The organism is Stenotrophomonas rhizophila, assembly GCF_000661955.1.
In the GTDB taxonomy this organism is placed as follows: domain Bacteria; phylum Pseudomonadota; class Gammaproteobacteria; order Xanthomonadales; family Xanthomonadaceae; genus Stenotrophomonas; species Stenotrophomonas rhizophila.
In genome coordinates, this window is record NZ_CP007597.1 from 4164824 (window position 1) to 4185277 (window position 20454).

Sequence of the window (20454 nt, forward strand, 5' to 3'; positions counted from 1 at the left end):
AAGGCCCGGCAATGCCGGGCCTTTCCTGCCACGCCGATCAGGCGCGTGGCGATGCGGTCACGCTGGAATTACCAGCTGAAGCGCGGGCCGACCGACCATTCCTTGTCACCGTGGCGATCCATCTTGATGTCGCCGTTGATGCCCCAGTTCTGGTTCAACTTCACCTGGCCACCCAGGCGGCCGTAGAACTGGCCATCCGGATTGATGCCGTGCTTCTTGCTGAAATCTTCGTAGCCGGCCATTGCGTAGACTTCGGCATGCTGGCCGAACGCGGTGCGGATACCGGCTTCGGCGCTGTAGCCGTTGAAGTCCAGGCCATGGCGCGGGTCGTACTTGTTGTAGGCAACGCGGCCCACGAAGTCGGTGCTGTTGCCGATTTCCTGGTTGTAGCCCACGCCGACGCGCCACTGGTCGGTCTTGGCATCGTCCAGGTCGCTCTTCTGCTGGTTGAACTCACCAAAGGCGTGGAAGTTCGGCAGGAACGCGTAGGAACCCTTCACGCCCCAACCATCGGCCTTGCCGCCGTCTGCGTCGGTCTTGACGTAGTCGCCTTCGGCGTAGTTGTAGGACAGGCCTTCAGCAGCGGAGGCGGCGAACGGCAGGGCGGCGGCAAGCGCCAGGGCAATCAACGAAGTCTTCATGGGGGTACACCTCTGTCTTGAACTACTTGCAGCTGACGCGGACGTCGGTTGCATCGGAAATGTAAATTCTCCGTTATTCGACACAACCCGCCCTGAAGTGAGCCCCCTTCACCTGCGTGAATTTTTGGCAGGGGTTCAGTTGCGCTGTGACATACGCGCGCGCAGATTCCAGCGGAAAAACAGCTGCCGGGCGTGCATGCGGGGTGAGGAGCGGTGCGCGTGGGCGGTGCGAGGCACCTGGCGGCGCACGGCGGCGGCGGCACTACGCGCGAGGAGGATTCTGGTCACGACGATGCCCTTGCGGGGCGTCACGCGCTGGGGAAGCCGCTCTTGGGGAGTAACCGGCTAACGCGTCCATCTCCGTGTTGCACCGCTCGGCGCAGGGTGTGCGACAAGGTGCAGGGCCTTGGGGAAAGGTCCTGCCCGGCGTCCCCATAGTGTGCTGAACGCGTCATCTGGAATATCAGGATGTTCCGCTCCCTCGTTAGGATTTTTCTGACCCCCCGTACGGAAGCGCGCCGCCGCGTATCGCGCAAGTCATTGAACGCGTTGGAATTGGCGTGAAATGAGGCGCGATGCCATCACGCCGGCCGCGCGCTCGTGGGCGCATTGTCGATTTTCCCCTTCCCCGCACGTCGTATGTCATGAAGGCGCCCGTTCCGGTGCGCCATCGCCCACCCCTGGAGGCAGCCATGTCCTATATCGACGGTTTCGTGCTTGCAGTACCCACCGCCCACAAAGAGAAGTTCCTTGCCCACGCCCGCGAAGGCGATGCGATCTGTATCGAGCACGGCGCGCTGCGCGTGGTCGAATGCTGGGGCGACGATGTAAGCCACGGCAAGCAGACCGACTTCTTCCGCGCCGTGGAGGCCAAGGACGATGAAACGGTGGTGTTTTCCTGGATCGAATGGCCCGACAAGGCCACCCGCGATGCCGGCATGCGGAAGATGATGGAAGACCCGCGCATGAACCCGGAAAACAACCCGATGCCGTTTGACGGCAAGCGCATGATCTACGGCGGCTTTGTGCCGGTGGTGGAACTGGGCGGCAAGTAGGCGCGCAGGCAGGGGCAGCGCGTCCACGTCTGGATGCGCTTGCCCGGTTGGCCGGTGCGCGGCATGCTCAAGGCCCACCGGCCAGGCCCGGCGGCTCGTGCCGCGATGGGCGCCGAACAGGAGCTGCATCTATGACAGAAGGATCTGCACCGCGCCACCTGCAGTTGCTGGCCGGGATGCTGGGGCTGCTTGGCGTGAGCCTGGCGCCGGCGACGGCCGCGCCCACCGCCGAGGACTACGCGCGCGCCGAACGGGTACTGGACGGACACCTGCGCGGAAAAGTACGCAATGCCACGGTGCTGCCGAACTGGCTGGACGATGGCCGGTTCTGGTACCGCCACCAGACTGCGCAGGGCAGCACCGATTACCTGCTGGTGGACCCCCGCGTGCCCTCGCGCGAGCCGCTGTTCGATCGCGCGCGGTTGCGTGTGGCGCTCCAGGCCGCTGGTGCTACCGACGCCGACCAGGTGCTGCTGCAGGTGGCCAGCGTCACCACTGCGCCCGATGTCGGCGCGCTGCAGGTGGTGCTGCGCAGCGGCGCCGTGCAAGGCCTGCAGTGCACGCTGCCGGCCTACCGGTGTGCAGCAGTCGCGCTGCCCGCACCCAACCCGCAGGCGCTGACCGCACCGGATGGACAGCGGGCCGTGGTGGTACGCGACCACAACCTGTGGCTGCTCCCGGCCGGAACGGCACCGGCCATTGCACTCACCCAGGATGGCGAGGCGTCCCACGGCTACGGCGTGCTGCCCGATTTCGCGCTGCGCGGCATTCCCTATCGCGAGGGCCGGCTGCAACCGCCGCCGTTCGCGGTGTCGTGGGCGCCCGACGGCAGCCGCCTGTTCGGGGTGCGCTATGACGAGCGCCACGTGCAGGCCTATCCCTACCTGGCCACGGCGCCGGCGCAGGGCGTTCGCCCGGTGCTGCACCAGGTGCGGTTGGGCTTGCTGGGCGATGCCGAGCAGGTGCGCGATGCGTGGTTTGTCACCGACGTCGAGGCAGCGCGCACCCAGAGCATCCCGGTGCCCGACGGCTGGCACAGCCTCACCGAGGCCGGTGTACTGGGCTGGTCGCGCACGGCAGACAAGGCATACACCGCGATCGTGCGGTATGACCGCCCGGCGCGGATCCGGCTGGTGGAAATCGACCTGCACCGACGCACCGTGCGCACGCTGCTGGAGGAAACGTCCAGCACCCGCGTACAACTCAACAGCTATCCCTACAACCGCGCGGCGGTGCGCGTGCTGCCGGACCGCGACCAGGTGGTGTGGTTCTCGCAACGGGATGGCTGGGGCCATCTGTACCTGGTGGATACCGCCAGCGGCGCGGTGATCCGGCAGTTGACCCGCGGCGCGTGGCTGGTGCGCGATATCGTCGGCGTTGATCCGGACGAGCAGCAGCTGTACTTCAGCGCAGGCGGGCGCGAGCCCGGCGACCCGTACCAGCGCCGCCTGTACCGGGTGCCGCTGGACGGTGGCGAGCCGGTGCTGTTGACCCCCGAGGCGGCCGACCATGCCATCGATGCGGGGGCGGGCGCGCTGATGGGCGGGCGTGACCCGCAGATGCTGGCACCCTCTGGCCGCTGGGTAGTGGACAGCCACTCGACCGTGGCCGCGCCGCCCATCACCGTGCTGCGTGACACACGCGATGGTCGCGTGGTGCTGCCCCTGGAGCACGCCGACGACAGCGCCGTGCGCGCGGCCGGCTGGCAGCCCCCGCACCGGGAGCAACTGCTGGCCGCCGACGGCCACACCCCGATCTACGCCACCGTATACCTGCCACCCGGCTACACCGCCAGCGGCCGGTATCCGGTGATCGATGCAATGTACGGCGGGCCCCACGTGAGCAACGCGCCGGTGGGTTACCTGGACGCCACCGCCACGATGAATCCGGTGGCACGCGCCAGCCTGGCCCAGCTCGGCTTCGTGGTGGTCAGCATCGACGCGCGTGGCACGCCCGGCCGCTCCAAGGCGTTCCACGACAGCAGCTTCCTGACCGCTGCCGACGTGCAGCTGGACGACCACGTTGTCGCGATCCGGCAATTGGCAGCGCGCTACCCGGGCATGGACCTTGCGCGGGTGGGCATCTACGGGCACTCCTTCGGGGGCTACAGCGCCGCCCGGGCACTGTTGCGCCATCCGTCCTTCTACCGGGTGGGCGTGGCGTCGGCGGGCAGCCACAGCTTCCAGGGCATGTACGGCGGCGGCATCCACGGCATGGACCGACTGGTGGGGGGACAGCCGGTGTATGCCGACGGCAGCGCGGTGCGACCCGATGCGACGGCGGTGCCTGCGCTGTTCCAGCCGCTGGACAACAGCGCGTTGGCCGCGCAGCTGCAAGGCAAGCTGATGCTGGTGTATGGCGACCTGGACGAGAACGCCATGCCGGCGCTGACGCTGCAGCTGGCACGTGCGCTCAACGCCGCCAACAAGGACTACGACCTGCTGTACCTGGCCAACCAGGACCACGAACTGTTCCGCAACGATACGTACTACATGCGCCGCATGTGGGATTACTTCGTCACCCACTTGATGGGTGCCACGCCGCCCGCCTACGAACTGGGCAGGCAACACGACGGCGCGTGAGGTCAGCGCGGCGCGGTGTCGTCGTCGTGATGGGCGCTGCCGGCGCCCATGCCGCCACCGCCCATACCACCCATGCCTCCGCCACCGCCGCCCGCTTTGCCCCCGGCCTTGTCGGCCTCGCCCTTGCCCTTCGCACCGGGCGCGGGCCGGGCAGGACCCTGGCGCGGAATGGCCACACTGGCGGGAATGGGCGCCAGGTCGAGTGCTTCGCGGATGAAGTTGCGCAGCGATACCACCAGCTCTGCGGTCTGCACCGGCCTGCCCTGCGCCAACTCGGTGGCGGCAGTGGCGGCCAGGCGCACCTGGTCGTCGGTGCCGAGCAGGATGATGTCGGACAGCGCTGCTTCCACCGCATCGCGAATGCGCCGTGCACGGTCGCTGCCGGCCACCCCATCGGCGGGCAACAGCATCGCATCTTCCGGGGCATCGGGCGCGGCCGGCTGCCGCAGGTCGCGCAGATGGCGCGGATCGACGTGCAATGCGCCGGTGAAGGAACCACCGAGGGTCTTGTAGGCGGCGATCAGCGTGCGCAGTCGCTCGTTGATCTGGCGGTTCTCACGCTCGCGGCGCTGCTGCATGGTCTGCATCACCAATAGGTGGATGCCGACGCCTATCAGGGTGATGACGGCCAGCCCGAGCAGGGTGGAGAGCATGGCTTGCCAGGAGCTGAAGTCTAGACCGCGCATGGGTATCCGGGAGGCGGCGGGGGTTTGGCAACGATAGCTGGCGTGGGGTGAAGCGGTGATGCAGCCGATCTGCTCCTCGCCGCGTTGGCAACGACCGTAGGCAGGCCTCGGCGGACGGGTGGCTCAGATTCGACGCACAAGGTCCTCAAGGAACAACGCGAAGGAGTCCGCGAAATGCGCGTAGCTGCCATCGGTGTAGTCGAACCTGAGGATCGGGTATTCGCCCTCCTTCAAGCCGGTGCGGGTGTCGAAGTAGAACGCCTCCTCCGTGTCTGGCACGTGCAGCGCGATCAGTCCCTTCGGCGCGACGCCGTCTACCGCGTCCAACCTGGCGTAGTAGATCAGGTCGTCGTCTGCGAGATCGCGGTGCTCCGGGGCGCAAAGCGTCAAGACCGGGTAGCTGCCAACCAGGAGATCGCCGTAGGTCTGCAGCCAGCATCTGTACGTTGCAGGCAACGGGAGGCCAAGCTCCCGCTCGGCGTCTTCGACCCACTCAGACGCTACCTAGCGCCCGGGGAACACCTTGGCTCCCGACGACTGCGCTAGCAGGGCCTCGAGACGTTCAAGCATTGCCGGTCATCCTTTGTGAACTCTGGGGCGTTTTGGACTGGGGCCGCGATCTACCGAGTCAGTCCAGACTCAAGTGACCCAGCCTATAGACACCGCGGCGTCCCGGAAGGCCGCCATGAAAAACGGGATATCAAGATCCTTGAACTTGTACTTTTTCAATGAATCTTCCAAGTACTCAAAGAAGTAGCCAGCTACAACGGAACGCTGCTGCTCCAGATCCATCCCACTCAACGAGTCTTCGGAGAAGGACATATCCAGATACAAAACAGATTCACTCTTCGAGAATTTTCGTGACGACTTCCTCCCCAATGCGTCAGGGAGGCAACGAAATACAAAGAAGATTTCGAGATCAGTCGTTCTAAACTCCGATTCGAGAACTGAGAACACCGCGTCAAGCTCGTATGCGATGAGGTAGACCTCGGTCGCCCCACTTGTATCTGTAGATACACCAAACTTCATCAGAATCCCGTGCCTCACTTACGTCCAGAAAGAAGCCACTTCGTCCAACTGACAACGGGACGCTCATGCGCCCGCTATAGAACTCACATTGGCGACAGCGTAGAGCGCAACGCGCTCGACACCGGACCAAGCGTCATGCCAGCTGCACTTCGCGGCAGCGCTACGCTCTCGAGACCATCCACCAGCCATTCCGTAACCCTCCGGCCAACGTCCTCTTCGGGCGACGCCTGGGCCTCCGCACTCGGTATGCTCACGAAGATCTTCAGGCGCCGTCGCTGCTTGAAATAGCGTGCCTCAACACTCGGTGCTGCGGGGGAGATGTCGGTGATGCTACCGCCAATATGCAGCGTGATATCCATGGCATCAAGGCCGACCGAGGAAACCCCAATTAGTACAGCTTTCAAACGCTTGCGAGCATGAACTACGCCTGCAAGAAACAGGATGCCGACCTCGGGGCCGCCCAACCGGGCGGTCAGCGATACTTCCATGAAACCCCCAGCGTACGTTGGACAACAAGCACCGCACTCGTTCCAGATGGCCGTCTCACCGAATCACTACATTTTCGGTGATACAGCCCGCCAATTGGTCAATCGAAGTTCCGCCCAGGAACTTGCTGCCGGCGACGGATCCAGTGAACAGCTTGACGTCCGAGAAGTCACAGTCCTCGAACGTGCAGCTGATGAAATGCACACCGGACAGTGTTGCACCAGTGAAGTTGGATGCCGTGAACTTACAGTCCGTGGCGAATGACTTGGATAGATTCGACCCGGTGAAGTCGCAGCGCACGAACTCTCCGCCCATCCTAGCGCCAGAGAGCTTCGCTTTGACAAAGCTGCAGTCACTGAAGCTACGCCTCACAAAAACGTTACGCATGTCGATCCCATCAAGCCGACACGCCTTCAGCTCGGACTCGTTGATGCTGGCACCTTCTTTGAAAAGGACGTCAGAGAGATCGACATTGCTCACTTTCAGGTGACGCAAGGGTTCAGCGAGGGTCGCCCCGCGATAGTCGGCCATGCCTAGTTCGGTGAGGCCAAAGGGCGACTCCGGCATAGGCCCCATCTTGAACGACTTCGCAGCATCGTAGAGCTTCTTCTCTACTAGCCTCAACTGCTCGACCGGCCACCTGCTGCGAGCTTCTTTAGCAAGCATCGATCATTTCCTTTAGCCTCCCGCACCACAGGAATGCCGAGCATACCTGTACAGGATCATTCAACGCGATCACAGACCTTCGAACGTTTGGGGCAGAGATGCGTATCCAGGCCACATCACATGCCTCTCCAGACGAGCAAAGGTGTGGGGGCCGCCGCGGGCTTCCTGCATTCGCCCTGCAGCGCCCTACCACCGAGCAAGCCATCTCCTCAGTCGCCAGTGATGGAGGTAGTCAGTCTCACGCGGCCAAGCGCTCGTCCAGCTGCTCTGCCACGTATTCCGCGAACTGAGGCATGGAAGACGAGCAGCCCTGCGAGGGACACGCAGGAACAATCTCGCCATTCAATTTCAAATACGTTCGATGGGCAGTCAGTCCTCGATAGAAGATCAGTGAGTCAAGGTCTGGCAAAGCATCGAGCACACCGCGCTTCAGAACGGGCCACGCGCCTTCTTCAATACGCAACGTAACTATGTTGTGAACTGGCATGGCGTCACCGAAATCGAGAAGCGACACCGGGAGCTCTGGAGCATCCAGCCTAAGCGCGAAGAACTGAGCAAGGCGCCACCTGTCTGAAATGTGTATCAAGCGCCCCACCCCATACCCGCCCGACGGAAGCGGAATCGCAAACACTTCACCAACGGCAACCTTGATCTTTATGGTCATTTCGGCCATTCAACCATCCACTTCTGCAGCCTCTTCCAACCACTGCTTGAAGATATCCGAATTGGTGTCGTTCAGCCGAGCCACTCGGTCAACGTTGGACGGTACTGGAGGCATGATCTCCACCGCGAGAAGGAGCCTGCTGCGACGCTGGCCTGCGCCGAATGCGCCCTCTGCATCCAACTGGCGTGCGGCCTGCTCTACAGCATCCATACGGAGCTCGATCTCTTTCTCCCACTCATCGACACCGAGCTCTTGTAGGCTCGGCCTGGCGAGGAAGGGCGCGCGAAGCTTTTCAGTGTATTCGCTTCCAAAGTCAACGTATGGAGAATCTGCATACGACCACCTCAGATCCGCAGCTACCTCTGGGCCTTCGCCACTCTCGTCCACTGCCCTTGCAAGCGCCTCTTCAGACCAAGCTGAAAGGAATGGCGCGTGGCCTTCCCCGGTCATGACGAAGGTGCAGTAATAGAAGCTCTCGCCACTTCTAAACAAGTCCAGCAGCGCGGGCCGAAATGCCTTGCAGACCAAGTCCACCAAAATCTTGACATCTTCCATTTTCAAATCTCCGTGAATCGCTTTGCTATCCTCGGCACGAAGCCGTGAACTCTCTACCAATCTGCCTCAACTCTCTTCGGAGCGCACTTCTAGTCGCACGATGACCATATCCAGCTGCAGACATCCTATCGACGACCGCAGTCAATCGTGCCTTCACATCCATGTGGAACTTCCTGGTGTGCATCCGATTGTGCGGCCGCGGATGATCCACCGGAACACCATTAGCGGCATCATTGATCTCAATGTCATATGCCGAAAGGATATCTCTCGAGTCTGCGGCTGCGGCCCAGTGCCCCTTGGATCCTGTTGACGCAACTATGTGGCCCGCTGCTTGCCCAGGAGCAACCGTTCTCCCTTCTCGATTCATGTTTCGACGAAGGATGTCGGCATTTTCACCGGTCGTTCGACCGCTGGTCAGACCCAGAGGATCTGTCCAATTTATGTAGTTGAGTCCGTAAGCGTAGAGGTTTGTTCCTCCGTTGAGCCCAATCGGGTCGGCCGAGCAAAACTGACTTGACTCCCGATCGAAGTAGCGAGAACGATTATAGACCAGCCCGGTTTCCACGTCGTGATACTGACCAAGCGATCGAATGAAGCTCATTTCGTTATCGTTGGCATCATCACGCGCGCCTTCAGGCGGAGCAACCCAAATCACCCTGCCTTGAGCTGTAACAATTCGATTTGGGCACCCATTAGGGTCACACTGGTATAGGTACAGGCTAGTGCTCGGCCCGTTCAGTATGTCCGTAGGTGTATGGACATCTTCTGGCAATCGCACAGATGATCTGGCGTGAGCCAACTCGTCGGGTGCTTTGTCGCTCTCGGATGATGGGCGAACCGGAATGCGGTGCGCGGATCCGGTCCTGTGTTCAAGAGGCTTAACCGCATCTTTCGTGTTAGATGCCTCTTTTTTTTCGGGGCCAAGGCTAATAGTCCCCAGCTTGGCTCCCCATGCACGCTCGGGCTGCGAACTAGCTTGCCCGTCTCTTGCGATGGGCAAGCCACTCGCCGCGTCTTGATTCGCAAGCGAGAGGTTGCCAAGCGCACCTAATCCGTTTCCGCCGTAGCCCGCTGAGCGTTGCCTTGCAGGCGGAGCGCTGTCACCGTCTGGACGCTGATCGCAGCCGTCCGCCGCCGCTAAAACTGCGGGAACCGCACCAGGCCGGGACTGCGCGGCACGCTCGGCAGTGCCAACTCGACAAGAAGGTTCTGACGTCAGTTCACTAGAAGTGCGAGCTGGTGAATTGACTCTCCTCTCCAGCAACGCCAGCGGCACAAACGACCCCGGGTAATACACATACTCCCGAACCCCCTCATGCAGCTTCCCCAACCGCCGCTGCCGCCGCTTCACCTCGATCAGGCTGGCCACGTTGTCCACCCACACCGGCGCGGCGTCTTCGGCGTCGTTGGCCTGCTTCACTTCGCCCAGCAGCGCGTCGCCATCCCAGAAGAACCACGTGGTCTCGTCCGGATTGCGCTTGAACACCCGTCGTCCCAACGGGTCGTAGCCGTAGTGCGTGCTCTTCCCACCGCGCCGGCTCTCGGCCAGCCGATGGTTGACGTCCCAGATCAGTTCCAGGTCGCTGGCGTCGCCGCCGCCCGGGCTGCCCTTGCGCACCATGTCGCCGGCGCGGTCGAACACGTAGTGGACGCCCTGGTAGGTGCCCTCGCGTGTCCACAGCAGCTCTGCCTGGTCGTCGCCACCGGCCACCTTGCGCATGCGCACTTCGCGGATTTCGGTCCGCAGGCGGTCGCCGGCCGGGTCGTTGTAGTAGGGGTGCAGCACGCCCTTCGGATCGGTGTGGGCCAGCAGCCGGCCTATCGCGTCGTAGCGGTATTCGTCCACACCCTGCGCGCTGTCCTGGCGGCGGGTGAGGTTGCCGGTGCGATCGTAGTCGTAGCGGGTGTCGAACAACGGTGACGCATCGCGCAGGACGGTCTGCGCGGTGAGCAGGTTGCGCGCGTCGTACTCGAAGCGGCGCTCCACGTGCGCGCTCAGCTGCTCGCGGGTGGTACGGCCCAGCGCGTCACGCTCCAGGGTGATGGGCGCTTCGTCGTTGATGCCCACCTCGATCAACTGGTCGCGCAGGTCGTAGGCGAAGGCAACGGTGTTGCCGGCGCCGGTCTGGCGCTGGATGCGGTTGCCCACTTCATCGTAGGCGTATCCCACGCGGAAGCCGTCCTGCAGTTCCTCCAGCAGCTGGCCCAGCGGGTCGAAGCGGCGGGTGGCGTGCCGGTGCGGGTTGCGCAACGCGATGAGCTGGCCGCGCTTGTCGTACTCGAACGTTTCCTTGACCTGCCGCCCCGGCTGGCGGATGTCCGGCAGGGTCTTGGCGGTGATGCGGCCCATCTTGTCGGTGGCGAACCCGATGCGCTGACCCAGCGGGTCCAGGGTGGCGGTGAGGCGCCCGGCCGCGTCGTACTCGTAACGACGCGGTTGGCCCCAGTAATCCACTTCTTCCACGATGCGGCCGAGCGGGTCGCGGGTGAGCGTGTAGGTCTCGCCCCGCTGGTTGATCACCGCCAACAGCTGTTCTTCGGTGTCGTAGCGGTACTCCACCACCTGGCCGTCGGCCTGCAGGCGCTTGCCGATCTGGCCGATGCCCACGTACTGCAGGCGGGTGCGCGCACCGGCCTCGTCCAGATAGGTGATGAGCTGGTCTTCGGCGTCGTATTCGCAGCGGACGCCGGTGCCGTCGGTGGCGAGCACGGCCAGCAGCCGGCCCTTGGCGTCGTAGGTGTACGTCGTGGGCTGGCCGAGCGGGTCCACCTGGCGTTGCAGGCGGCCCAGCGGGTCATGCTCGAAGCGGCTCTCATGGCCCAGCGGATCGCGCACCACCGCCACCAGCCCATGCCGGTCGTAGCCCACGGCGGTGACGGCGCCGCGCGCGTTGGTCTGGGCCTGCAGCAGGCCATGGGCGTCGTAGGCGTAGCGGGTGCTGGCCTGCAGCGGGTCGGTCTGCTCGATCAGCAGGCCGCGGGCGTCGTAGTGCTGCTGCCAGGTGTTGCCGTCGGGGTCGGTCACGGCCAGCAGCTGGTCGTTGTCGTCGAACTGCTGCTGCAGGGTGCTGCCATCGGCGCGCACCAGCACCACCAGGTTCCCGCGCTCGTCATACTCGAACCCGGTCCGCAGCCCCTCCGGATCGGTCACCGCCACGGTACGGCCGAAGTCGTCGTACTCGAAGATGGTCACCCCATCGAGCGGGTCGATCTCGCACAGCGGCAGGCGGTTTTCGTCGAACTTGACCAGGCTCACATGGCCCAGCGAGTCGGTGATGCGGGTTTCGTGCAGCAGTGCGTCGTAGTCGAAGTGGTAGTCGTACAGGCCGCCGTCGCCCCAGGAATGCACCACGCGCCACTGCGCATCGAACGCGTAATAGAACGACAGGCCAACCCGATCGGTATGGCGCACCATGTAGTGCTGCTGGTAGCCGAAGGTGCGCGGGGCATCCAGCGGGTCCACTGCAGCGATCAGGTCACCGTTGGCGTAGCGGTAGCTCACCAGCAGGTGGTTCAGGCCGCTGGCCGGGTCGTGCAGCTGCAGGCGGTCGATGTGGCCCTGGCGCGCGTCCACTTCGATGAAGCGGCCCTGCAGGCCGTCCACGCCGCTTTCCACGATGCGTACCAGGTGGCCGTCGCGGCGCTCGAAGCGCCAGTGGTTGCCGCAGCGGTCTTCGATGCGCTCGATGGGCAGGCTGCGCTCGTGCGGCAGCACCGCCACGCCGGCGGCCGGGGTGGCGTCGAAGTGGTACTGCAGGCCGCCCTTGAAACGCACGACCCACTGACCGTTGTCGCGCCACAGGCGGGCGCCGTCCACGAAGTCCAGGGTGGCCGCGTCCATGCCGTCGCGGCGCGGCAGCTCGGGGAAGAAGGCCACCTCGTCCGGGCCGGACAGCCAGGCGCTGCCGTCGGCCGACAGCGCCAGCGCGATGTCGGCCGGAGTCTGCCAGCCGTAACCGCAGGCGCCGGTGCGCTGGGCATGGCGCGAGGCGTACACGCGGCGCCAGCTGAGCGGCAGGCGGCCGGGAATGCTGAAGTCTTCGTGGCTGACCGAGACGCTGCCGTCGCGGATGTCCACCGGCTCGGCCCGCAGGATCTTGCACTTGAGCGTGCCCGAGGGCAGATGCCCCCACTTGCCCCGGCGCCACGCGGTGAAGGCATCCATCTTCTTGCGGAAGAAGTCGGTCTTGCGCAGCTTACCCAAGCCGGCAAAGGCGGCGCGGAAGGCCATCGCCGTCCACGACACGGTGGGCGGGCCACCGACCTTGACGCTGGTGGGAATGGCCACGTTCAAGCCGGTGGGCAGCGACATGGCGCGCAGCGGCTTCTTGGGCTTCTTCACCCGGAACGGGTTGATCATGCCGGCCAGGTTGCAGTCCAGCACGGGCATGGCCAGCCGCGAGAACGGCTCGCCATCGGCCGACACGGTGCGGCTGCCCATGAAAATCTCTTCGCCGTCGAACTGCGGGCCCATCGGCGCGGCCAGCGGCGGACCCCACACGCCCAGTGGAATGTGGATGTCCAGCCCGCCGGTGCCGGCGGTGCCGCGGTGCACGCCGTTGACCTTGATGGTGGAGCCGATGAACGGGATGTAGTCGAACGGGTCCAGCACCAGGCCGATGTGCGGCGTGGGCAGCGGGCACGGCGGCATCGCGTACATATGGATGTCGATGCCCAGCTGCGGATCGAAATGCTTGGCGGCAATGCTCACGGCAACACTCCTGTGTTGCTTACAGCGCGCGCAACAGGGCGCGCAGGAAGGCTTTGACTTCGTCGCGGTATTCCACGCCGAGCCACACCACGATGGCCATGCCAAGCAGCACGGCGACGGTCATGACCAGAATGCGGGTATTCATGCGGCAACAACTCCAGGGGTGGCCGCAGGCGGTGCGACGTGGGCAAGGTCGGTACCGGCCAGCAGCGGGCCGGGGTCGGGCAGCGGCTGCATGGCCGGCGGTTCGCTCCAGACCGGAATCTCGTGGTCGAGCGGGTGTTCGATGGTGGGCAGGCCGTTCCAGTGCGGGTCGAGGAACTCACGCCCCACCGCGACGATCTTGCGGAAGAACTCGTCGCCGCCCTGCACCAGCCGTTCGCGTTCCTGCTGGATGCGGTGGAAGGTCTGTTCCAGGCCCGCATGCAGCTGGGCGTCGATGACATCCAGCTGCACGCGGGTGGGCGTGGGGCCGAGCTTGGCGGCGGCCTCTTCGGCCTGCGCGTGCAGCGCGGTGGTCTGTTCGAGATAGGCCGGGGCGGTGAGCTGGATCTTCTCGGCGCGGCGCAGGTCCTGCAGCTGCAGCAGGTCCCACAGTGCCTGCGGCAGGGTAGTGGCCTTGCGGTCCTGCGTGCTGAGGGGCTTGGCGATGCGGATGGCTTCCAGCAGCTGGGTACGCGCTTCCTCGCGCTTGCCGTGCTGGAGCAGGCAGTAGCCGGCCATGCGCTGGCCTTCCAGCTGGAACATCGGGTGCGGGATGCTGGCCGCCGAGGTGGACGCCTGCAGGTAGGTCTGGGCGGCGCGCTCGGGGTTCTTGGCGGTGAGCCAGCAGCCGGCTTCGCCGAACCAGCTCTGCATGACCAGCTCGGGCGCGGCAGCGTTGCCGGCGCTGCGGGCGGCATCGGCGGCGCTGCGCGCCTGGCGGTAGGCGGTGATGGCCTGGCCGTGGTCGCCGGCCTTGAGCCAGGCACCGGCCACCATCATCTGCACCACCGACGCCTGCTCCTGCCAGCCGTGGCGCTGGGCCAGCCCCAGCGCGCGCTCGGCGCGGGCCACCACCTGCTGCGGGCTGCCGCGCTCAAGCAGCAGCATCAGGTCGGCGAGCAGCTGGCGGTACAGCACTTCCGGGCCGGTGCCGCCGGACTGCGAGGCGGTGTCGCGGGCGATGGCAAACATGTCCACCGGCGCGTCGATGCGCGCGGCGACGCTGGCGTGGCGCTCCAGCAACGGCTGCCAGCGCGGGTCTTCCTCGGTGTCCACCAGCACCAGGCGCAGGCGGTCGCCGGGGGCGGCGGCCAGCGCCGCATCCACCCAGCGTTCAAAGCCGTCGCCGGGCACCATGCGCTCGGGTTCCAGCACGGCGGCCAGCAACCGCAGGTGGTTGCCGTGGTGCTCGGCGAAGCTGTCCAGTACCTGCACCACGCCGGCGGCGCTGTCGGGGTGCTCGGCATGCGGGCCGCGCCAGCCGAGCGTGATGCCCTGCCCGCGCAGTTCGTCCTGGCTGCCCAGGTAGCGCTCGAGCAGGGTCTGCTTGATCTGCCGGCTGTAGCGGAAGCCGAGCTCATAGGGCGTGTCCACGCCCAGGAAGTAGTCCGGCGTGTCGCGGCCCTGGTCGTGCCGCTGCATCTCGAAGAAGGCGGCCAGCAGGCGGCTGGCGTTGGCCGGCAGCCGCCAGACCAGCAGCCGCCGGCTGGGGTCGGCGGCGGCGGCAAGCCAGGCGTCGCTGAGGCGTTGGATGCCGCGCAGCATGGGGGTGTCGTGCATGGGTGTCCCTCCGATGGACCGGTCAGCAGTTGAGCTTGATCTCGCTGCCGTTGACCGACACGCCACCGCTGTTGATGACCACTTCCGAGCCGCCGGCGGAGATCTTGATCTCGCCGTCGGTGATCTCGATGAAGGCGCCGCCCACCGCCGCGGTGAGCTTGCTGGCCGAGCCCAGGGTCATGTCGCCGTTGGACAGCTGGCTGTGGGTGCCGCTGACTTCGTGCTCGAAAGTGCCGTCCACGCCCACGGTGCGCGCGCCGATGTTGGTGTCTTCCACCGCGCCCTGCACGCCGCGCTTGTCCAGCCCGGTGATGGTGGTCTCGCGGCCGGCCGAGTATTCCTGGGTGACCTTGCCGATCACCTGGCGCAGCGAGGTGGAGGTGACGGTTTCCTTCCAGGTGCCGGTGCGCTGGCTGGTGTAGTTGCCGGTGAGGGTGGTGCCGAAATCGCCGGTGATGGTTTCGGTGTAGCCGGCCGCGGCGATGGTTTTGGTCTGGCCGGACTGGTAGGCCTCGGTGACAGCGCCGGTGACGTTGGTGGTGCGGGTGCCGGTGACGCCCAGGGTGTCGGTGCCGGTGACGGTGATGCCGCGGTTGGCACCCACGCTGATGTCCTGGTTGGCGCCCACGCTCATGCTGTGGTTCACCGCCACCGCGGTGGACTTGTTGTTCTGGATGCTGGCGTTCTGGTCGTTGAGCACGGTGGTGACCATGTCGCGCTGGGCACGCATGTTGAGCAGCTCGCCACCGGCGGTGTCGTGCATGGTCATTTCGTTCCAGCCGGCGCCCTTGACCGTCTTGGACTTCAGGCCGCTCACTTCCAGGCCGAACGGCGGCATGTTCTCTTCATTGAAGACCCGGCCGGTGATGATCGGGCGGTCCGGGTCGCCGTCGAGGAAGTCCACCACCACTTCCTGGCCCACGCGCGGCGGCGATACCCCGCCCATGTCCGCGCCGGCCCACGGGCTGGCGCTGCGGATCCAGCAGGAGCTGTTCTCGGCGCCGTTGTCGCGGCGGTCTTCCTTGCGGTCCCAGTGGAACTGCACCTTCACCCGGCCGTACGCGTCGGCATGCAGTTCTTCGCCGGGCGGGCCCACCACGGTGGCGGTCTGCGGGCCGGGCATGCGCGGCCACGGGGTCTGCCGCAGCGGGCGGTAGGGAATCTTGCGGCGCAGCACCTCGGCCTCGATGGCGTGGCTGGGCGCTTCGGCGCTGGCGAAATCGCTGGCGAAGTTGTTGCGCCCTTCGCGCTGCAGGCGCACCACGAAGAACTGGCGGTCTTCGGCGCCACGGCCGATGAAGTCCGGCTGTTGTTCCAGGGTGAAGCAGCCGCCCGCCTGCAGCCCGGCGGCGTTGCCGGCGCATTCGAACAGCTTGGTGGGCCACGCGGTTTCTTCATTGCGCACCGCCGCCAGCGCCTCGCCAATGCGGCTGTCGGCGAAGCGGGCCGCACCGTCGTACCGGTACTGGGTGAGTTCGGGCAGCACGCCGCGGGGCGCCTCGTTGCCCCGCACCACGCGCAAGGGCGTGCTGGGCTGCTTGAAGTCGAAACTGCTCAGCGCGTGCGCGCCCGGGCCCACGCGGCGGCGGGCACCCCAGCGGTGCAGGCCGGTCTGCTGCTGCACGCCCTGGTCGGCGCGGAAGTACACCGGCGCCGGTTCGCCCAGGGCCACGCTCAGGGTGGAGTCGTCGCTGAGCAGCAGGGTGTGGCCGTCTTCGTCGTGGCGGAAGCTGTAGTAGATGCCGGCGTCTTCAAGCAGGCGCGAGACGAAGGCGAAATCGGACTCGTTGTACTGCACGCAATAGGGCAGTTTGGGCAGCTTGCCGGTGTCCAGGTCGTAGTCGAAGCGGGCCAGGTCGGGGTAATCGGCGAACACCGTTTCCACGATCTTCAGCACGTTCATGTCCTGGAAGATGCGGCAGTTGCTGGTGTAGTCCAGAAAGGCGAACCACGGCGCGATCTCGGCGCGGTAGGCACTGAACTGCGCCTCGCGGCCGGTGCTGGCGAATTCGCGCACGTAGCCGTGGACGCCATGGCCGCCGAACTCGTCGCCCAGGATCAGCCGCAGCGGCTGGCCCACCAGCTGTTTGAGCTCCAGCCGGGGTTGGATCGAGAGCAGCTCGACCTGGTAGGCGAAGGGATGGGACACGCGTTCGCTGCCGTCGAACCGCTTGACCAGGAAGGTCTGCGGGTCCAGCACGGTGTCGACACGGATGAGGCGGTGGTCCTGGTGCAGGCGGGTGAGCGCGTGACCGGCGGTGAGGGCTTCGGCATACATCGGGCGTTCCTTCGTCCCATGACTTCGAGATCCCGACTCTGCCATTTCTGCATGACGTGCGCCAACATTCTGACGCGGGTATTGCGTAAACCCCTTCAGCTTTGTGCAAGCGAAGGTGGCCCATCACGGCGCCCGCCCGCAGGCAGGCGCCGTGGTCACGCCTTACTTGCGGGCGCGCTTGGCCGGGGCCTTGCGGGCCACGGGCTTGGCAGCACGCTTGGCCGGGGCGGCCTTGCGGGCAACGGCCTTCTTGGCAACGGCGGTCTTCTTGCCGACAGCCTTCTTGGCCACGGCGGTCTTCTTGGCGACGGCCTTCTTGGCCACGGCAGTCTTCTTGCCGACGGTCTTCCTGGCTACGGCGACCTTCTTGCCGACGCTCTTCTTGGCAACGGCGGTCTTCTTGCCGACCACCTTCTTGGCGGTGGCGGATTTCTTGGCCACAGCCTTCTTGGCCACGGCGACCTTCTTGCCGACGGTCTTCCTGGCAACAGCCGTCTTCTTGCCGACGACCTTCTTGGCGGTGGCGGACTTCTTGGCCACAGCCTTCTTGGCCACGGCGACCTTCTTGCCGACGGTCTTCCTGGCCACGGCGGTCTTCTTGCCGACGACCTTCTTGGCGGTCGCGGTCTTCTTGGCCACGGCCTTCTTGGCCACGGCAACCTTCTTGCCCACAACCTTCTTGGCGGCGGCGGTCTTCTTGGTCACGGCCTTCTTGGCGGTGGCGACCTTCTTGCCGGCAACCTTCTTGGCAGCCTTGGTGGTCTTGGTCACGGCCTTTTCAGCGGCGGCCTTCTTCTTGGCAACCTGCTTCTTCAGCGAGGCGGCTTCGGCCTTGGCGTTGCTCTTGGCCGTTTCCAGCTTCTTCTTGGCGGTGGCCAGGGTCTTGCCAACCGACTTGGCGGCCTTGTCGGCCTTCTTGGCGACGGTCTTCTCGGCCTTCTGCACGGCCTTCTTGACCTTGGCAACCTGGGTGGTGGCAGCCTTGCGTGCGCGCTTGACGGTCTTCTTCACCGACGCCACGGCATCTTCAGCGGCGGTAGCGATGGTCTCGCCCACGTTGCCGGCCACTTCTTTCACTTCGTCGACGCCCTGCGACAGGGTCGCGGTCACACCATTACCGTTGCTCATGATTGCCTCCTAAGGGGCCTGGTCAGTTAAATCGCTGGCGATGCTATACCGGCGCGGTCCATCGTGGAACGGTCTTGTCGCAGCCTGTGAGCCGCACCTGTGCTTGGCGGGACGACGCCAGCGCTGCCCGGCAAACCAGGCGTTGGCAGCAAACCCCTTTAAAACAGCTTCCGTGCACGGCACGTGCGTTGCCGTGCCGGTCGTTCCTGCGCGCGTCGAGCGGTAGTGACGCGATGTGCAATTGGCTGTCGTACGCGTTCGGTTGGTTGGCTTTTACTGCACAACTGCGCTGCCTTCGGGCTCGAAAAGGCCGGCGGTGTTGGCCCGATCAACCCGCCGGGGCATGCGGCAGAGGGCGGGGGTCGGGGTTGAAAACGGGGTCATGCAGCGGGCCCATCCTGGTCGCAGACATGACGTCACCGATGACCTGCATCAGCGGCATGGACAGCGACAGGGGACAGCGGGGTGCGTGCCACCGATGGTTGGTCGACGGCGGCATCGCGCGCTTGGCCGACCCCGCCGCCGGCGCGCAGCCGACCGCTGCACGGCGGCCTTCAACGACACCAAAGCGGATGGCGCGGGGGCGTCGCCCGCCGCGCGGCGGGCCGGATTTCATTCGCGGTTTAGGCGCAGGCAGCCACACTCATTCAGCTTGCTTTACCTTATAGAGGCTTCTGCCTCCCACGCCGCTCTTCGTTACGGAACCGACGGACCATGCGACCGCTCCCCACCCTGCTCACGCTCGCCCTTGCCGCCGCCTTCGGTGGCTTTGTCGCTTCGGCGATCAACGTGCACCTGGACAACCGTGCCGAAGCAGCGCCGGCGTCGCTGGTCATTCCGGCCACGGCGGCATTGCCGGCCTCGGTGGCCGGGCAGCCGGTGCCGTCGCTGGCGCCGATGCTGGAACGGGCCATGCCCGCGGTGGTCAGCGTCAACACCAAGCAGGTGGTGCGGGTACGCAACCCGTACTTCAACGACCCGTTCTTCCGCCGGCTGTTCCCGGAAGTGCCGCAGGAACGCATCAACGAATCGCTGGGCTCGGGCGTCATCATCGACGCCAGCGCCGGGCTGGTGCTGACCAACCACCACGTCATCGACAACGCCGACGCCGTGCAGGTGACGCTGGCCGACGGGCGCACGGTCAAGGCCGAGTTCATCGGCTCGGACCGCGACACCGACATCGCGTTGATCCGCATTCCCGCCGACAAGCTCACCGCCCTGCCGCTGGGCAACAGCGACCAGCTGCGCGTGGGCGACTTCGTGGTGGCCATCGGCAACCCGTTCGGTTTCAGCCAGACCGTCACCTCCGGCATCGTGTCGGCGGTGGGCCGCAGCGGCATCCGCGGGCTGGGCTACCAGAACTTCATCCAGACCGACGCGTCGATCAACCCGGGCAACTCCGGCGGTGCGCTGGTCAACCTGCAGGGCCAGCTGGTGGGCATCAATACCGCCAGCTTCAATCCGCAGGGCAGCATGGCCGGCAACATCGGCCTGGGCCTGGCCATTCCGTCCAACCTGGCGCGCGACGTGGTCGACCAGCTGGTCAAGCATGGTGTGGTGGTGCGCGGCACGCTGGGCGTGGAAGCGCAGAACCTGACCCAGCAGATCGCCCAGGGCCTGGGCTTGAACGAAGCGCGCGGCGCGCTGGTGACGCGGGTGCTGGCCGGCTCCGGCGCGGCCGCCGCCGGGCTGCGTCCGGGCGATGTGGTGGTGTCGGCCAACGGCCAGCGCGTGGACAGCGCGCAGGCGCTGCACAACATGGAAGGGCTGGCGCCGGTGGGCAGCACGCTCACCCTGGACATCCGCCGCGACGGCAAGGCGCAGCAGCTCAAGGCCACGCTGAAGGAACAGGCGCGCGCGGTCAGCGGCGACACGCTGGACCCGCGCCTGGCCGGTGCCACCTTCGTCGACCTGCCCGAGTCGCTGCGTCAGGCTGGCATCAGCGGGGTGCAGGTCAGCGAGGTCAAGCGCGGCAGCCGCGCGGCCAGCTCGGGCCTTGCCGCCGGCGATGTGATCACCGAAACCACGGCCGGCGAGTTCGCCGACCTGGCCAGCTGGCGGGCCAATTTCCAGCAGCGCCCGCCGCAGCTGGTGCTGCGCATCGTGCGCGGCAACACGCCGGGCGTGCTGGTGATGCGATGAACGGGTCAGCAAGCCCTAACGCCCCTTACACCCCGCCGATGCTATTACCTTGTGTTCGTTACCGCAG

Annotated in this window: 15 protein-coding genes and 1 pseudogene; 3 read left to right on the plus strand and 13 right to left on the minus strand. The window is 65.6% G+C overall.

Features of this window, described 5'->3' with window-relative positions:
* Positions 1-68 precede the first annotated feature (68 nt).
* Positions 69-641 carry an OmpO family porin gene (locus DX03_RS18275; RefSeq protein ID WP_038691013.1) on the minus strand — a complete coding sequence of 191 codons (573 nt, stop codon included), beginning with the start codon at positions 639-641 and terminating at the stop codon, positions 69-71.
* A 692-nt stretch (positions 642-1333) separates the two neighbouring features.
* On the opposite strand from DX03_RS18275, the gene DX03_RS18280 reads away from it, so the two are divergent.
* Entirely contained in the window at positions 1334-1696 is a 363-nt protein-coding gene (locus tag DX03_RS18280; RefSeq protein ID WP_038692615.1) for a DUF1428 domain-containing protein, read from the plus strand.
* Positions 1697-1827: 131 nt separating this feature from the next.
* On the plus strand, positions 1828-4278 hold the full coding sequence (locus DX03_RS18285) for a S9 family peptidase (protein WP_244880147.1): 2451 nt from the start codon (positions 1828-1830) through the stop codon (positions 4276-4278).
* A 2-nt stretch (positions 4279-4280) separates the two neighbouring features.
* Here DX03_RS18285 and DX03_RS18290 read toward each other — a convergent pair whose 3' ends face one another.
* From DX03_RS18290 to DX03_RS18340, 12 genes and pseudogenes are all read right to left on the minus strand, one after another.
* Positions 4281-4964: a hypothetical protein gene (locus DX03_RS18290; protein WP_038691016.1), complete on the minus strand. Its 684-nt coding sequence runs from the start codon at positions 4962-4964 to the stop codon at positions 4281-4283.
* Positions 4965-5087: 123 nt separating this feature from the next.
* Positions 5088-5450: pseudogene (locus DX03_RS18295) on the minus strand (SMI1/KNR4 family protein); the annotation flags it as partial.
* A gap of 153 nt (positions 5451-5603) precedes the next feature.
* Positions 5604-5993 (minus strand): hypothetical protein, encoded by a 390-nt coding sequence (locus DX03_RS18300; RefSeq protein ID WP_038691018.1) that lies wholly within the window; start codon positions 5991-5993, stop codon positions 5604-5606.
* 83 nt (positions 5994-6076) lie between these two features.
* On the minus strand, positions 6077-6481 hold the full coding sequence (locus DX03_RS18305; RefSeq protein ID WP_185753392.1) for a hypothetical protein: 405 nt from the start codon (positions 6479-6481) through the stop codon (positions 6077-6079).
* Positions 6482-6536: 55 nt separating this feature from the next.
* Positions 6537-7145, minus strand: coding sequence for a pentapeptide repeat-containing protein (locus tag DX03_RS18310; protein WP_219335235.1), 609 nt, complete (start codon positions 7143-7145; stop codon positions 6537-6539).
* Between the two features lie 238 nt (positions 7146-7383).
* A complete protein-coding gene (locus tag DX03_RS18315) occupies positions 7384-7818 on the minus strand; it encodes an Imm26 family immunity protein (protein ID WP_038691023.1) in 435 nt (144 codons plus the stop codon).
* A complete protein-coding gene (locus DX03_RS18320; protein ID WP_038691024.1) occupies positions 7819-8364 on the minus strand; it encodes a DUF4303 domain-containing protein in 546 nt (181 codons plus the stop codon). It lies immediately after the preceding gene.
* Between the two features lie 25 nt (positions 8365-8389).
* Positions 8390-13075: an RHS repeat-associated core domain-containing protein gene (locus DX03_RS18325; RefSeq protein WP_038691026.1), complete on the minus strand. Its 4686-nt coding sequence runs from the start codon at positions 13073-13075 to the stop codon at positions 8390-8392.
* A 19-nt stretch (positions 13076-13094) separates the two neighbouring features.
* Complete coding sequence (locus tag DX03_RS21510) at positions 13095-13220, minus strand: hypothetical protein (protein WP_258223862.1); 126 nt, start codon at positions 13218-13220, stop codon at positions 13095-13097.
* Positions 13217-14839, minus strand: a complete 1623-nt coding sequence (locus DX03_RS18330) for a hypothetical protein (RefSeq protein ID WP_038691028.1) — start codon at positions 14837-14839, stop codon at positions 13217-13219. The genes DX03_RS21510 and DX03_RS18330 overlap by 4 nt, the downstream gene beginning before the upstream one ends.
* A gap of 22 nt (positions 14840-14861) precedes the next feature.
* Entirely contained in the window at positions 14862-17117 is a 2256-nt protein-coding gene (locus tag DX03_RS18335; RefSeq protein ID WP_038691030.1) for a type VI secretion system Vgr family protein, read from the minus strand.
* A gap of 162 nt (positions 17118-17279) precedes the next feature.
* Positions 17280-18245 carry a hypothetical protein gene (locus tag DX03_RS18340; RefSeq protein ID WP_038691032.1) on the minus strand — a complete coding sequence of 322 codons (966 nt, stop codon included), beginning with the start codon at positions 18243-18245 and terminating at the stop codon, positions 17280-17282.
* A gap of 714 nt (positions 18246-18959) precedes the next feature.
* On the opposite strand from DX03_RS18340, the gene DX03_RS18345 reads away from it, so the two are divergent.
* Positions 18960-20387: a Do family serine endopeptidase gene (locus DX03_RS18345; RefSeq protein WP_038691034.1), complete on the plus strand. Its 1428-nt coding sequence runs from the start codon at positions 18960-18962 to the stop codon at positions 20385-20387.
* Positions 20388-20454 lie beyond the last annotated feature (67 nt).